This is a genomic window from Mycolicibacterium litorale, assembly GCF_010731695.1.
Lineage (GTDB): Bacteria > Actinomycetota > Actinomycetes > Mycobacteriales > Mycobacteriaceae > Mycobacterium > Mycobacterium litorale.
Genome location: NZ_AP022586.1, coordinates 4970640 through 4985628, shown reverse-complemented (window position 1 = coordinate 4985628; position 14989 = coordinate 4970640). Strand labels below are relative to the sequence as shown.

General features: G+C 65.5%; 15 protein-coding genes and 1 tRNA gene. 7 read left to right on the top strand and 9 right to left on the bottom strand.

The window, feature by feature from the left end; translation table 11 throughout:
• Positions 1-89: 89 nt before the first annotated feature.
• From G6N30_RS23890 to G6N30_RS23865, 6 genes are all read right to left on the bottom strand, one after another.
• Positions 90-890 carry a DUF1206 domain-containing protein gene (locus G6N30_RS23890; protein WP_134056836.1) on the bottom strand — a complete coding sequence of 267 codons (801 nt, stop codon included), beginning with the start codon at positions 888-890 and terminating at the stop codon, positions 90-92.
• Positions 887-1336, bottom strand: a complete 450-nt coding sequence (locus G6N30_RS23885; protein ID WP_134056838.1) for a hypothetical protein — start codon at positions 1334-1336, stop codon at positions 887-889. Before G6N30_RS23885 ends, G6N30_RS23890 begins: the two co-directional genes overlap by 4 nt.
• Positions 1333-1743 (bottom strand): hypothetical protein, encoded by a 411-nt coding sequence (locus G6N30_RS23880; protein ID WP_134056840.1) that lies wholly within the window; start codon positions 1741-1743, stop codon positions 1333-1335. Before G6N30_RS23880 ends, G6N30_RS23885 begins: the two co-directional genes overlap by 4 nt.
• A 113-nt stretch (positions 1744-1856) precedes the next feature.
• The gene (locus G6N30_RS23875; protein ID WP_134056842.1) at positions 1857-2036 is read right to left on the bottom strand and encodes a DUF6131 family protein; all 180 of its coding nucleotides are present in this window, start codon (positions 2034-2036) and stop codon (positions 1857-1859) included.
• Between the two features lie 51 nt (positions 2037-2087).
• Positions 2088-2261 carry a CsbD family protein gene (locus tag G6N30_RS23870; protein WP_134056844.1) on the bottom strand — a complete coding sequence of 58 codons (174 nt, stop codon included), beginning with the start codon at positions 2259-2261 and terminating at the stop codon, positions 2088-2090.
• Between the two features lie 65 nt (positions 2262-2326).
• Positions 2327-2749, bottom strand: coding sequence for a hypothetical protein (locus tag G6N30_RS23865; protein ID WP_134056846.1), 423 nt, complete (start codon positions 2747-2749; stop codon positions 2327-2329).
• Positions 2750-2871: 122 nt separating this feature from the next.
• Between G6N30_RS23865 and G6N30_RS23860 the strand changes: the two genes are divergently transcribed.
• The 6 genes from G6N30_RS23860 (at position 2872) to G6N30_RS23835 (ending at position 8930) form a co-directional block, all read left to right on the top strand.
• Positions 2872-3606, top strand: a complete 735-nt coding sequence (locus G6N30_RS23860; RefSeq protein ID WP_134056848.1) for a TetR/AcrR family transcriptional regulator C-terminal domain-containing protein — start codon at positions 2872-2874, stop codon at positions 3604-3606.
• A gap of 203 nt (positions 3607-3809) precedes the next feature.
• Complete coding sequence (locus G6N30_RS23855; RefSeq protein ID WP_134056850.1) at positions 3810-6098, top strand: TPR repeat domain-containing protein; 2289 nt, start codon at positions 3810-3812, stop codon at positions 6096-6098.
• 269 nt (positions 6099-6367) lie between these two features.
• On the top strand, positions 6368-7072 hold the full coding sequence (locus tag G6N30_RS23850) for a hypothetical protein (RefSeq protein WP_134056852.1): 705 nt from the start codon (positions 6368-6370) through the stop codon (positions 7070-7072).
• Positions 7073-7082: 10 nt separating this feature from the next.
• Positions 7083-7676 (top strand): hypothetical protein, encoded by a 594-nt coding sequence (locus tag G6N30_RS23845; RefSeq protein WP_134056854.1) that lies wholly within the window; start codon positions 7083-7085, stop codon positions 7674-7676.
• A 19-nt stretch (positions 7677-7695) separates the two neighbouring features.
• Entirely contained in the window at positions 7696-8067 is a 372-nt protein-coding gene (locus tag G6N30_RS23840) for a carboxymuconolactone decarboxylase family protein (protein ID WP_134056855.1), read from the top strand.
• Entirely contained in the window at positions 8064-8930 is an 867-nt protein-coding gene (locus tag G6N30_RS23835) for an alpha/beta fold hydrolase (protein ID WP_134056857.1), read from the top strand. The genes G6N30_RS23840 and G6N30_RS23835 overlap by 4 nt, the downstream gene beginning before the upstream one ends.
• Before the next feature lie 70 nt (positions 8931-9000).
• On the opposite strand, the gene G6N30_RS23830 is transcribed toward G6N30_RS23835, so the two are convergent.
• Positions 9001-9073, bottom strand: a tRNA-Thr gene (locus tag G6N30_RS23830).
• Positions 9074-9130: 57 nt separating this feature from the next.
• Positions 9131-10339 carry a DNA polymerase III subunit delta' gene (locus G6N30_RS23825; protein ID WP_134056859.1) on the bottom strand — a complete coding sequence of 403 codons (1209 nt, stop codon included), beginning with the start codon at positions 10337-10339 and terminating at the stop codon, positions 9131-9133.
• Positions 10340-10420: 81 nt separating this feature from the next.
• On the opposite strand from G6N30_RS23825, the gene G6N30_RS23820 reads away from it, so the two are divergent.
• Positions 10421-12007 (top strand): adenylate/guanylate cyclase domain-containing protein, encoded by a 1587-nt coding sequence (locus tag G6N30_RS23820; protein ID WP_134056861.1) that lies wholly within the window; start codon positions 10421-10423, stop codon positions 12005-12007.
• Between the two features lie 3 nt (positions 12008-12010).
• Here G6N30_RS23820 and topA read toward each other — a convergent pair whose 3' ends face one another.
• A complete protein-coding gene (topA, locus tag G6N30_RS23815) occupies positions 12011-14887 on the bottom strand; it encodes a type I DNA topoisomerase (RefSeq protein ID WP_134056863.1) in 2877 nt (958 codons plus the stop codon).
• Between the last annotated feature and the right edge of the window lie 102 nt (positions 14888-14989).

Genomic DNA, 14989 nt, shown 5'->3' with positions numbered 1-14989 from the left:
CGGGGTACGGGATACTGATGGGCAGCCGGGCGAGGGCCTACGCCAGCAACCATTCAAGCAGGCCGCCTCGAACATGCTGGCGTACAGCGTTACATCTTGGCGTATCGAGCCATGGCAAAGCTGTAGAGACCGTAGGTGATGATTCCCAGACTGGCCGCAACCAGAAGGACCGCTCCGAATGGTTGGCCGCCAAGCGCTTTCAGTGCGCCGTCGAGTCCTGTGGCTCTGGCGGGGTCGGAGAAGCTCGCGGCGATGATCACGAGCGCCCCGACACCCGTGATGACAAGGCCCTTGGCGACATAACCGACGAGACCGAGCCGGTGCACCAAGTCGCTGGGCGTCCCGTGGAGATCATCAACAAAGCTCCCGCTGGCGCCCTTGTAGACATGGTATGCACCAACCGCGGCGATGATGATCCCGGCGATGACGAGCACCACCGTGCCGCCGGTGGTTCGCATGAGCTGAGCGCTCAGACCGGCATTCGTGTCACCGGTGGATTGCCCCGCACCGCGTGCGAATCCGAAGGTGGAGTAGGCGAAGCCGAAGTAAACGACCGCGAGCGCGAATGCCTTCACCCGGTCCAGGAGTTCCGGCATGTTCCCTTGGTCCTTCGGATCGGTTGAGCGGCCGAGCGCTGTTTCCGCGAGCCGCCACAACGCCATGATCACAAGGGCGATCACGGCGATCCAGAGCGCAACGATCCCGCCCGGTTTAGTCGACAGAGCAGTCAAGGCTCCTGATTGATCCGCACTACCACCGCCGGTACCCAGAGCGATCTGGATGGCCAGGTATCCGATGATGACGTGGAGCAACCCGCTGACGACGTACCCGGTTCGAGCGACGTGCTCGAAGACGGTGTTCTGAGCGAGATCTGTTGCGGCTCCGGTCACACCACACCCACCGCCGGATCGTGGGTGTGTGCGCACGCGCCAAGGGCGGCGTTGATATCGCTGACCAGGAGCTGGCGTCGGTCTTCTTCCGCGTTGTGGGCCTTCTCCTCCCGGTGAGCCGCGTCCTGAGCAGCATGGCCATTCGCTGCCGCTGCCGCCAGACGTTCGTGGAACTCGGGCAACCGGTCGCGAACCTCTTCAAGGGTGGTATGAGTTGCTATGAGCTGTGACGGGTCATCGGGCGAGACGTCGAGGCCAATCGAGCGGTGCTCGATGAGTTCATGAATCTCGTAACTCGTCAGAGGACGGCAGAGCCGCATCATCACGTCGTAGCGCGGGCTGTTCTGCTCTGTCAGCGCAAGATTGACGATCTTGAGGTGCTGATCCGTTGGCTGAACCGCGGTGTGGGCAGTCGACGCTGAGGTGCTGGATTGCGCCGGGTTCATCGAGTGCCGCCGGTGGACTGTTGCTTGTCCTGCGCGGCGTTGCGGCCGTTCGGCGCGGGGGTAGCGGGATCGAGTGTGTCGGCGCGGTGGAACTGTTCGTTGAGCTCCTGGCGGGAGGCGGTCGCCTCGTGGCGATGACCGGCAGCCTGTTGCTGTAACCCCTTGGCCTGAGCGGCCTTGACGTCAGCTTCGGCCTGAGCGGCGCGAGCTTTGGCTGCGGTCTCCTCGGCGCGGGCTTCGCGTTGCGTGACGTGCCGGCTCTCGTCTCTGGCCTCGCCGCGGATCGTTTCTGCTTGGTCGTGACGTTGCTGGTCTCGTTTGCTGAGGGCCGCCCAGGCGACAACGGCTGCGAGCGCTAGCGCCGCCAGCGCTACGACGACTATCAGAACAATGGTGTTCGTGGTCATGATGATTTCCTTGTGTTGTGTTAGTGATGCGATTGTTCGCAGTTGAGTTGCTTGAAAGACGTTGCGGTGTAGCAGGATTAGTTGACTTCGTTCCGGCACTCGGCGGCCTGGGGTCAGTAGTAGTGACGCCGGCCGCCGACCGCATGTCCCATCCGTCCGACCACCATCAGTATCAAACCGACGATGAGCAGAATGATCCCGATGACCAAGAGGACATGGGCGAAGGCAAACGTGGGGACCAGGGTCGGGAGGAGCAGCCCAAGAACGATGAGGAGGATTCCGAGGACGACCATGATGTTGACCTTGTTTCTATAGAGTTGCACAGTCGCAGGTGCGACGTGGAATCAAAGCCTGAAAGCGTCTTTCACCTTCTCCCCTGACTGTTTGGAGTTCCCTTTGGCCTGTCCGGCACGCCCCTGGGTACGCAGGCGGGTGACCCCGCTCGCGCGGCCGATCAGTTTCTTCGCAGCGCCCTTTGTGGCTTCGGCGTGGTGGGCGATCGTCTTACCGATGGTCATGGTGAATCCTTCGCTTGGTGATGGTTCGACCACGTTGGCCGACTAAAACGGAATCGGGGTGACCACTACCAGGACCGGTCGACGCGCGCGGTCTTGGCCGGTTGCCTGCGTCGCCACCGGCCGAGTACGCCGCTGCGCGGTCGGGCGGTCGGGGCGGTCCGCGACGCGGTCGCGGTGGATGCGCCCGCGTCGACGTGCTCGCGGTTGATGAACGCGGTTTCGCGCTGCGACACCGCGAGTTGGCGGCGAGCTTTGCGACCGCGGTTGGCGGTACGGCGGGCGCCGCCAAGCACGAGGCCAAGACCCAGCGGCGCGACCGCTCCGACCGCGATGCCGGAGAGAAACAGCGTGCCTGGAACCCGTGACGTGTAGCCGACGAGAGAGAAGCCGTCGGCCAACTGGTGTGCCGGTCCGGCGTTGCTCAGTAACCCCACGACGGCGACGATCGCGGCGGCGCCCAAGAAGATCAATCCAACGATGACGATCATGTGGCGCCTCTGATCTGTAGGTCCTTAGTAGACACCCCACTGGCCAGTGGTGTCAACACCGTTGACCTACGTCGTTCGTCTATGCTGTTGTCAACCACCTGAGTGGGCAGAAAGGCGCAACGATGACCGAACGGAAGGATCGCATCGCCGACGTGAATGACGGCGAAGTGCTGGACACCAGACTCGGCGGCGGTCCGATCTCACGCTCGCTGATACTGCAGACGGCGTTGACGATCTTGGATCGCGATGGAGAGAGCGGTCTGTCCATGCGACGTCTCAGTGAGGCGCTGAAGCGGGATCCGACGGTGCTCTACCGGCACGTTCCCAACAAGGGCGCCGTGCTCGACGGTGTCGTCGAAGTCGTCCTGAGCCAACTCACCGTGGACAGTGCGGACCCGGACTGGGCCAATCAGTTACGTGTGGTCGCTCACGACTTCCGTCGGCTGGCTCTGGCGCACCCCAACGTGGTGCCGCTGCTGGTCACGCGCCCCCTGGCGACCCCGCTCGGGCGGCGTCCGCCGGGAACGCTGCGGCCCCTGGAAGGGGTCCTGACGCTGCTGACCGGCGCAGGGTTCACCGGAGCTGATGCCCTGCACATCTACCGAGTGCTCTTCGGATACCTGCACGGCCACATTCTGGACGAACTCCAAGAGATCGTGGAACGTCCCGAGGAATCAGACCATGTCCTGCGCCTGGGTCTGCATCGCCTGCCCCTCACCGAATTCCCGCTCCTACGCGAGCTGGCGCCCGTGATCGGTTCCTACGACGGCGCCGCCGAACTCGACCGCGGTCTGGACCTCCTCCTGCACGGACTGACTACCACCGTCACGCATCGCGGCAGCAACCTCTCGATGTGAGCACGCCACATCCACGAAGCTGAACGTTAGGGCCAACACCGACCGACCGGAATCACCACCGGTCACGCTATCGGCGCCGGCCCGAGCACCGCTGTGCCGTCGATGTGCATATTGCCCGGTCCGGGCGAATTCGTGCCACCGTGGTGGTCCGGGGTACGGGATACTGGGCAAATGATGTTGCGACGCGGCGGGGTGACGCGGCGGTGAGCGCCCTCGACGGTTTCTACACGACCTGGGACAACGCCAGGCAGACTTTCGGTCAGGGCACCCCGCAAAGCGGCACGGACTTCGACAAGAGCCCGCAACTGGCCACGCTGGGCTCGGGGGTCACCGCGGCGGCGCCGGGATCGAAGTGGTCCGGGGCCGCGGCGGCGAATTACGACAAGGCCAACACCGACCACCAGAAGGTGTTCACGCAGCTGGCCGAGTTGGACCGCAAGATCGCGCAGCAGGTCGACCAGTCCGCGCAGGTGGTGGCGACCGGTCGGCAGAATCTCGACCAGGTGAAGCAGTGGGTGACCGACGCGGCCAACAGCATCCCGCCGGGCAAGCAGCGCGACATGTTCCTCATGCAGATCGCGAACAAGGGGCTCGGTCAGCTGACCGAGGTCGTGCAGAAGACCAACGCCGAGTCGAACACGGTGGCGCAGAACATCGCGAAGTTGGGCCCGGAATTCGAGGCGCTGGCGCGCGATCAGAAGTTCGGCAACGGCGAGAAGGACGAAAAGAAGGACGATAAGGACGACCCGGAGATTCAACTGGTCTCCAACGAGGAGGAGATGGGGCCGACCCCATCGGACCGACAAGCCGAGCAAGACGTTCAGGCGGCCTTGGCGGGTGACGAGCAGGCCGCCGGTCGCGTCGATGAAGTACTCGACTCCATAGAACCCGGCCAGCCCTTGACTCCCGAACAGGGGTCATACCTGAGCCAGATGCAGGCGCAACAGCAGGGCATGAGCGTCGATCGTCTGCACGAAGTCGAGCAGAAGCTCGGCGACCACAAAGACATCATTGGCGACTCATGGCAGCTCATGAGCGACCCCGACACCCAGTTCCCTAAGACCGAAACAGAGGTCGGCGCTCTGGATGACCCGAGCCAGCCGGTGAAGGGCGGATATGACCAGCTGCCTCGCAGCGTCCAAGAAGCGCTGAACGCCCCTGACTCTTGGCAATCGGATGAGCTTGAGAAGATCGCCGGCATCGTGCAGGACGGCGACGACAAATTCCAAACCAATACGGAAATTGATCGTGGAATGCTGCGGAAAGCGGCGGACATCATGGACTCCGACGCGTGGCGACAAGGAGCAGAGGAATACAACCTGCCGGACGATCAGCGGCCTCGATACATTGACCCAGTGGTCTCCGATGTGTTCAATGCCGTCTCGCCCGATCACCATGCGATCCACGACGCCATCACGAACGGCGACGGCCATATCGAAGGAATTGACCCGGACAAGTTCATGAAGGGCGTCACCGAGCGGATCTGGGACGACAACGGCGAAGCCGCAGGGAATCTCTTCGAGTGGACTCGGAACACCCACGGCCCCGAAGCACAGATCGCTGCCGACACCGCTGAAGCCTATGGCCGATACCTCGGTGTGCATGGTGGCGAATTGCTCGACCTTCCTGGCCACCACACCATCGGTGAAGTGAACCCCGAACTCGTCCGGGCGTTCGGCCAAGGACTCGAGCCATATCAAGCGGCGATGGTGGGTGATGCGGGTCTCGCGAATGGCTTCGACCCACTGGATCGCCTCGGAGGTGATATGCCCAACACACGCAATGTCTTCGCAGTCATAGATTCGGATCCCGACGCTGCCAAGCACTTCAATGGCCAGGCCTACTTGAAGGCCGCCCAGTACGAGACAAGCTTCGCGTCAGCCGCCGCTGAAAACCCCGTCATCGAGGGCACAGATCCGCGGTCCGACGACCTGCGAAAAGCTGGCCGAATGCTCGGACTTATCGACGCTGGCGCCGACATTCAGACCAAGGCCGACAATGTCAATGAAAGACTGAGCGCCTACGACCAGGCCAAAGCAGCTTGGGAGTTGAAGAGCGCCGCATATGACACCGTCGCGGCCAATATTCCGGGCGGAGACCGCGTTGCAGCGGCGCTTCAAGACGGCTTTATCGGTCCGGAACCGAATGAACGCGACTTCCCTCTCGGCACAGGTTCAACCGATGTTGGGCCTAACGGAGATCAGAGAGACCTTGGCGTTGCAGTGACGCAGGCTCAGTACACGATCGCCGCAGGAATGGTCGATGCGCCCAACGCGGACATCCCAGCCACCTACTTTCACAACAACGGCGCCGGACCTCTCATGACGCCGGCTGAAGTGAGGAGTCTGTACGGCGAAGAGGGCTGGGACGATTACTCGAACAAACTTCAGACCTACATGTCCAAGTATCCATCTCTTATAGGCGCTTCTACCGACTTTCAATTCAGTTTCGGCAACATCACGGGCATCGGACCGAACGAGATGCCCCGATGAGACACCTCGCCAATCTCCGGAGAATGCTCATAGTCCTTCTCTGCGTAGCCACCGCCACTGGACTTTCGAGCGCGTGTTCCGACGGAGCACCCGATCTGCCCGTCGACTCGTCCCCACAGACTGTTCACGACCGTCTCACATCGCCAGGCGGTGATGAATTCCTAGAGAAGGTGACTTCGCATTCGTGGGAAGGCGAGAGTGGTCGAGTCACAGCTCTTTTCAGCTGGATACCCGACGACGCAACTTCGACGGAAGCCGGTCGGCGTGCTATGGCTGGCCAAACCGCACGGGCCCTCGCCCAATTTGTTGCCAACAATTCGAATGAACTTCGAGGGGGCGCGGGCAATGATACGACAAGCGGATCGATCGGCGAAGTTAATCCAGAACTCACCGAGAGCTACGCGGCGGCTCTCATTCCCTACCTAGGGGCGATGGTCGGCGATCCTCGCGGCACTTCGGACTTCGAACCGCTCGATCCAGTGAACGGCGCGATGCCAAGGACTGTGGCTGTCTTCGCCGCCCTGCGGACCGGAGAGGCGGCAGCGCAGCATTTGAGCACTGCGTTGGCCGAGTTGGTCGATGACTACGAATCGACTTTCGCTCAGTCCGCGGTGGCGGACCCCGCCTCGGTGCAGCCTCGCAACGTCTCCTTGATGCGTGCCGCGCGGTTACTTGGTGCCGCCAAATCCAGTGGTTTCCAATCGGTTGGCCAGTATGCGCTTGATGTCGGCGATGTTGCCGCGCAATTGCAGTATCGCCTCGCAAGCGGCCTGATAAATGGTCCCAACAGTGATATATCGCCACAGTTCTTCGACGGAGCAAGATTGTTCTCGCCTAACGAAGTGCGCGGCCAACTCGGTGAATCATCCTGGGATGAATACACGAATCAGCTCAGCGTCTTCCTTTCAAAGAGCCCGCGATTGACCGACGCCGTGACCGACTTCAGGGCGACGTTCATGAGTTCCAGTCAGTGATTTCACACCGGTGACTTTCACGCTTAGTCAGAATGCGGGCGAGGCCTATGCGTATCCCGGATTCGAGGAAGCGGTGCCCGACAACGGCTCTGAACTCTGGGTAACCAGGCCGGCCCTCGATGTCCCGAGCAAGACGCCTTCGGTAGGGAATGTCACTCGCCATATTCTCTCCATGGACCGCACCAATGACGAAGTCGCTGCCGTGGTCTGCAGTTACAACTATCGCGTCGCAACTGAGACCGAGGACCGGTCCTACCGAAGCGTGGCACGCGCTGGACCGAAGGACGAACGCGGGATATCCGTCACGAGGGTTGGCTTGACAGGTCCTTCGCCATCGATGCCGCCGCAAGCCGGCCCGCGCCCCGACCCCGTCGATGACGTCTTCGGCGCCTGGCGCGTCCGCGGCATGCTCACCTATTGGAGGGTGGGCGACCCGGGCTTCGCCGAAGCTTGGCCCAGCTACGAGGCCGACAGGCAGAAGTGCGTCGACAAAGCACCTGATCCGCCGGCCGTCCGTGCCGAGATCATCGACGGCACCCACCCTCGTGACTTCTTCCCAACAGCACCTGCGAGTCCAGGTTGGCCGGAAGCTCCATCGCAGTAGCCATGCCACCCTGGGTCTCATGACAGACGCGCGCGAACAGGGTTACCAAGTCCTCCGTGAACTCCTCAGCGGTGCGCTGCCCGAAGGCGAAGAATTCGCCAAAGACGGCCGCTTCGGCGAGGACCTTCTCGAGATCGGCGTCGACAACATCTTCGGTCGGCTCTGGACCCGTGAAGGGCTCAGCCGCCGCGACCGCAGCCTCGTCACCATGGGAATCCTCATCGCGCTACGCGCCACCGACGAATTCAAGGCTCACGTCACCATCGGCCTCAACAACGGCCTGACCGAGGACGAGATCGCCGAGGCGATCTACCACGCCAGCGGCTACGCCGGATTCCCCAGCGCCAACTCGGCATTGAACGCGGCCCGCGAGGTGTTGGAAGGCACGTGAGCCACGTCACCCACCACCGCATCACCGTCGCCGGCATCGACACCTTTTACCGCGCCGCCGGCCCCGCCGACGCCTCCGTCCTGCTGCTCCCCCACGGCTACCCGGCGTCGTCGTACGTCTACCGCAACCTGATGGCCGCCCTCGGCGACCGCTGGCGCCTCATCGCCCCGGACCTTCCCGGATTCGGTTACAGCGCAACACCTTCGGCTGACGACTTCGGCTACACGTTCGCCGCCTACGCCGACTTCCTGCAGTCCTTCGTCGATGCGATGCACCTCGACCGGTACGTCATCTGGCTGCACGACTACGGCTCGCAGTTCGGATTCCGACTGGCCCTCGCCCACCCCGAGAGAGTCGCCGGGCTCGTCATTCAGAACGGCGACATCTACGAAGACGCCTTCGGCCCCAAGTACGACTTCCTCAAGAAGTCCTGGAGCAACCCGGGCCCCGCCGCCCGTCGCAAGATCGCCCAGCACGTCACCCTCCACGGCTTCGAAACCGAGTTCAGGGGCGAGCTACCCGCCGACGTCGCCGACCGCATCAGCCCCGACCTGTGGACCCTGCACTGGACGCTGATGAACACCCCCGAGCGCATCGCCAACCTCATCCGCCTGCTCGAGGACCAGCCCAACACGCTGAAGTGGTTCCCCGACGAACAGGCCTACCTGCGCGAGCACCGACCGCCCACACTCATTGTCTGGGGCCCGCACGACGGCTACATGCCCGAGCAATCCGCCCGCGCGTATCACCGCGACCTGCCCGGCGCCCCACTGCACCTGCTCGGTGGCGGGCACTGGCTGCTGGAGACCCATCTCGACGATGTGGTGCCGCTGGTCGACGACTTCCTGACGCAGGTGTACTGACTGCACGGTTGTTGTACGCAAACACCGAGAGGGCACGTCAACAACCGTGCGCTCGGCGTAGAAAAATGAGAGCCGCCTAGGAGAATCGAACTCCTGACCTATTCATTACGAGTGAATCGCTCTACCGACTGAGCTAAGGCGGCGTGCCCGGCTCGCACCGGGCGGCACGAGTCTACGGCAGCGCCCACCGGCCACCAAAGTCAGTCCCGCAACGCCTGCCCGACGGTCGCCACCATCGCGTCGACCGCGAACTTCGGCTTGACGTTGACCGCCAGCGCCTCGCGGCACTCCAGCACCGCCTCGATGCAGCGCAACAGCTTCTCCGGCGGCGCATGCGTGGCCAGCGCCGCCACCTTGTCCGCCATGTCCGGATGGTTGGCCTGCACATGCCCGGCCCCCGACGACACCAACAGCGCGTCCCGGAAGTACGTGGCCAGGTCGATCAGCGCCCGGTCCAGCGCATCGCGCGACGCCCGGGTCTGCCGCGACTTCTGCCGCTTCTCCAGATCCCGGATCGCCCCCGTCGCCCCGCGCATGGTCCCGGCCGTGCCCTTACCCGTCCCGCCCGCACCGAGCGCCGTCCGCAGCTCCTCGGCCTCGGACTCGTTGCGGTCCACGGACAGCGCCTTGGCCTCTGCCTCCGCCGACGCCACCAACTCCTCGGCGGCGGCGTACGCCCGCGACGGCGTGGCCGCATCGCGCGCCAGGCTCAGCGCCCGCTTACGCCGGTCCCGCGCCTGCTCGTCGACCACCAGCCGGCGCGCCCGGCCGACGTGCCCGCCGCTCACCGACGCCGCCCAGCGGGCGTCCTCTTCGGACATGCCGTCGCCCTCGATGAGCACCTGGGCGATCGCCTCCACCGACGGCGTCACCAGCGCGACGTGCCGGCAGCGCGAGCGCAGCGTGATCGCGATGTCCTCCGGGTCGACCGACGGCGCGCACAGCAGGAACACCGTCGACGGCGGCGGTTCCTCCACCACCTTGAGCAGCGCGTTAGCCGCGCCCTCGGTGAGCCGGTCAGCGTCCTCCACCACCACGATCTGCCAGCGTCCGGTGCCCGGACGGCGCGACGCGATCTGCACGATCGAGCGCATCTCGTCGACACCGATCGACAGGCCCTCGGGGATGATCCGCCGCACGTCGGCGTGCGTGCCCGCCATCGTCGTCGTGCACGCCCGGCACTCCCCGCAACCCGGCACCCCGTCGGAGGTGCACTGCAGGGCGGCGGCGAAACACAGCGCCGCAATCGACCGCCCGGACCCCGGTGGGCCGGTGATCAGCCACGCATGTGTCATGGTCCCCGTCACCGCAGCACTGTGAGCGGCGTCACCGCGGGCGGCCTGCGCGGCGCCCACCAACTCCGCTTCAACTGCGTGTTGACCCACCAAACGGGAAAAAACTCCGGCCATCGCCGCCAACAGTAGTGGTCAGGCCGACACAACTCGCTGACAGCGGCGCTCAACGTCGCCTTCGCCCGATACGGTTAACGGGTGGCGTCTGAAGCGATACCGATCGGGCGGATCAGCGCATTCGTCCGGTGGGTGGCGCGTACGCCGTGGCCGGTCTTCACCCTGGGGATGTTGCAGGCCGACATCATCGGCGCGCTGTTCGTGCTCGGGTTCCTGCGGTTCGGTCTGCCACCCGAGGACCGCGTGCAGCTCCAGGATCTGCCCGCCTTCAACCTGGCGATCTTCCTGGGCTACCTGTTCGTGTCGTTCACCGTCGGCGCCTATCTGAGCCTGCGGCTGCTCATTCCGGTCATCCGGTGGCAGCGCCGCGACGCGTTGCTGGCCGAGGGCGATCCCGCCACCACCGAGCTGGCCCGCGCCCGCGCCCTGCGGATGCCCTTCTACCGGACCGTCATCAGCGTCGCGAACTGGTGCCTGGGGTCGATCGTGTTCATCGTCGCGAGCTGGCCGGTGGCCAGTAAGTCGGCGCCCGTCGTGGCGGTCGCCACCGCCCTGGGCGCCACCGCGACCGCGATCATCGGCTACCTGCAGTCTGAACGGGTCCTGCGTCCTGTCGCCGTCGCGGCGCTGCGTGGCGGCGTCCCGGAGAACTTCCGCGCCCCCGGCGTGATCCTGCGGCAGGTGCTCACCTGGGTGCTGTCCACGGGTGTCCCGGTGCTGGCCATCGTGCTGGCGCTGGTGGCCAGCCAGTTCGACATCCTCGAGGCGCCCGCCGAGCGGCTGACCATGCCGATCCTGCTGCTGGCCATCGCCGCGCTGGTGATCGGCCTGGCCGGCACCGTCCTGGTGGCCATGTCGATCGCCGACCCGCTGCGGCAGCTGCGCTGGGCGCTCGGCGAGGTGCAGCGCGGCAATTACAACGCCCACATGCAGATCTACGACGCCAGCGAGCTGGGATTGCTGCAGGCCGGCTTCAACGACATGGTCCGCGACCTGTCCGAGCGGCAGCGGCTGCGCGATCTGTTCGGCCGCTACGTCGGCGAAGACGTCGCCCGCCGGGCGCTGGAGCGGGGCACCGAACTCGGCGGCCAGGAGCGCGACGTGGCGGTGCTGTTCGTCGACCTGGTCGGCTCCACCACGCTGGCCTCGACGATCCCTGCCGCCGAAGTGGTCAACCTGCTCAACGACTTCTTCCGCGTCGTCGTCGACACCGTCAACCGGCACGGCGGCTTCGTCAACAAGTTCCAGGGCGACGCGGCGCTGTGCATCTTCGGCGCCCCGATCGAGCACCCGGACGCGTGCGGCGCCGCGCTGGCCGCGTCGCGGGAACTGCACGACGAACTCATCAAGGTCCTCGGGCAGACCGACTTCGGCATCGGGGTGTCGGCGGGCCGCGCGATCGCCGGTCACATCGGCGCGCAGGCCCGCTTCGAATACACGGTGATCGGCGATCCGGTCAACGAGGCCGCGCGCCTCACCGAACTCGCGAAGCTCGAGCAGGGGCACGTGCTGGCGTCGGCCATCGCGGTCAGCGGTGCGCTCGACGCAGAGGCGCTGTGCTGGAACGTCGGTGAGACCGTCGAACTCCGCGGCCGCATCGCCCCGACGCAGCTGGCCCGCCCGGTCAACCTGATGTCGCCCAGCGAGGTCAGCGACCTGTCGCGCTGACGGTCAGCCCTTCTTCGCCGCGGCCTTCTTGGCCGGGGCCTTCTTGGCGGCCGTCTTCTTCGCGGGCGACTTCTTGGCGGCGGCCTTCTTCTTGACCGGCCCGCGGGCACGGCGGTCGGCGAGCAGTTCGGAGGCCCGCGCGTCGGTGATCGACATGACGTCGTCGCCCTTGCGCAGGCTGGCGTTGGTCTCCCCGTCGGTGACGTACGGCCCGAAGCGGCCGTCCTTGATCACCATCGGCTTACCGCTGACCGGATCGGTGCCCAGCTCGCGCAGCGGCGGCGTCGCCGCGCCCTGCCGGCCCCGGCGCTTGGGTTCGGAGTAGATCTTCAGCGCCTCGTCGAGGGTGATGGTGAACATCTGCTCCTCGGTCGCCAGTGACCGAGAGTCGGTGCCGCGCTTGAGGTACGGGCCGTACCGGCCGTTCTGCGCGGTGATCTCCTCACCGGTGTTGGGATCGACGCCCACCACCCGCGGCAGCGACAGCAGTTTCAGCGCGTCCTCGAGCGTGACCGTTTCGAGGTCCATCGTGCGCAGCAGCGAACCCGTCCGCGGTTTCGGACCGGTCGGCTTCTTGCCCTTCTTCGCCGGCGCCCCGTCATCGGGCTCCTCCGGCGGGGCGGGCAGGACCTCGGTCACGTACGGCCCGTAGCGGCCGTCCTTCGCGACGATCTCGTGGCCGGTCTCCGGGTCGACGCCCAGCGAGCGGCCCTCTTGCGGTGTGGCGAAGAGCTTTTCGGCCAGCTCGAGGGTCAGCTCGTCCGGTGTCAGCTCGTCCTTGAGGTTGGCCCGCTGCGGTTTGAGCTCGCCCGGGTTGTCCTCGTCGGCCACCATCCGTTCGAGGTACGGCCCGTTCTTGCCGACGCGCACATAGATCGGGCGCCCCTCGGCGTCGTCGAACAGCTTGATGGAGTTGACTTCTCGGGCGTCGATCTCTTCGAGGTTGACGCCGACGAGCTTCTTGAGACCGCCGGAGCGGGCGATCGAATCGCCGACGCCGTGCTCGCCACCGAAGTAGAAGTTCTTGAGCCAGTTGGTCCTTCGCTCGTTACCCGAGGCGATCTCGTCGAGTTCGTCCTCCATCGCGGCGGTGAACCCGTAGTCGACCAGCCGGCCGAAGTGCTGTTCGAGCAGGCCGATCACCGCGAACGCTACCCACGACGGCACCAGCGCGCTGCCCTTCTTGTGGACGTAGCCGCGGTCCTGGATGGTCTTGATGATCGACGAGTACGTCGACGGGCGGCCGATGCCCAGATCTTCGAGCGCCTTGATCAGCGAGGCCTCGGTGTAGCGGGCGGGCGGGCTGGTCTGGTGGCCGGCGGGCGTGAGCTCCTTGGCGTCGACGCGCTGGCCCTGCGTGAGGTTCGGCAGCCGGCTCTCGGCGTCGTCGGCCTCACCGCCGGCCTGCTCGTCGATGCTCTCGACGTAGGCCTTGAGGAAGCCGGCGAAGGTGATGGTGCGGCCGCTGGCGGAAAACACGACCGACTGCCCACCGACGGCGGTGCCGTCAATCGTGCCTCCGCGGGAGTCCCCGGCGATTCGCAGCGACAGCGTGGTGCCGCGGGCGTCGGCCATCTGCGAGGCCACCGTGCGCTGCCAGATCAGCTCGTAGAGCCGGAACTCGTCGGTGTCGAGCTGGGCGTGCAGCTGACCGGGCGTCTGGAACACGTCGCCCGCGGGGCGGATCGCCTCGTGCGCCTCCTGCGCGTTCTTCACCTTGCGGGTGTACTGGCGCGGCGTCGGGTGCACGTACTCCTCGCCGTAGAGCTGGCGGGCCTGGTTACGCGCGGCGTTGATGGCCGACTGCGACAGCGTCGTCGAGTCGGTACGCATGTAGGTGATGTAGCCGTTCTCGTAGAGCCGCTGAGCGATGCTCATCGTGCGCTCGGAAGAGAAGCGCAGCTTGCGGCCGGCCTCCTGCTGCAGCGTGGAGGTCATGAACGGCGCGTATGGGCGGCGGGTGTAGGGCTTCTGCTCGACGGACGCGACGGACAGCGCCACACCCTGCAGGCCCGCCGCCAGCGCCCCGGCACCCGCCTCGTCGAGCACCAGCACCTCGTCGGGCTTCTTGACCGCACCCAGCGAGTCGAAATCGCGGCCGGTCGCCACCCGGCGGCCGTCGACGCTGTTCAGTCTCGCCGTGAATGTCGGCGGGGTGGCCTGCGGATCGGACACGCTGGCGTCCAGCTCGGCCGAGACGTCCCAGTAGCCGGCCGTGCGGAACGCCATGCGCTCGCGTTCGCGCTGCACGATGATGCGCGTCGCCACGGACTGCACGCGGCCCGCCGACAGCTTCGGCGCCACCTTCTTCCACAGCACCGGGCTGACCTCGTAGCCGTAGAGACGGTCGAGGATGCGGCGGGTCTCCTGCGCGTCGACCAGGTCGTTGTCCAGGTCGCGGGGGTCCTCGGCGGCGGCCCGGATCGCCGACTCGGTGATCTCGTGGAACACCATCCGCTTGACCGGGATGCGCGGTTTGAGCGTTTCGAGCAGGTGCCAGGCGATGGCCTCGCCCTCGCGGTCGCCGTCCGTCGCCAGGTAGAGCTCGTCGACGTCCTTGAGCAGGCCTTTGAGCTCCGTGACGGTGCTCTTCTTGTCGGGGCTGATGATGTAGAGCGGTTCGAAGTCGTGTTCGACGTCGACGCCGAGCCGCGCCCACGGCTCCGATTTGTACTTCGCGGGCACGTCGGCCGCTGCTCGGGGCAGGTCGCGGATGTGTCCACGCGACGATTCGACGATGTAATTGGAGCCGAGGTAACCGGCGATTTTGCGTGCCTTCGTCGGCGACTCGACAATGACGAGTCGCCGCACGCCGCCGTTTGCTCTTCGCGCAAGCGGCTCATCGCTACCGTTTCCGCTTCCGCGGCTACCGTCAGCCAACTGGATCCTGCTCCACTTCTTCGGTTGCCATCCGACGCCGGATTCCCCCGTCGGCGCCTGTCGGCACCTGACAATTTCGCACCCTACGCTGGCCGACGCAAA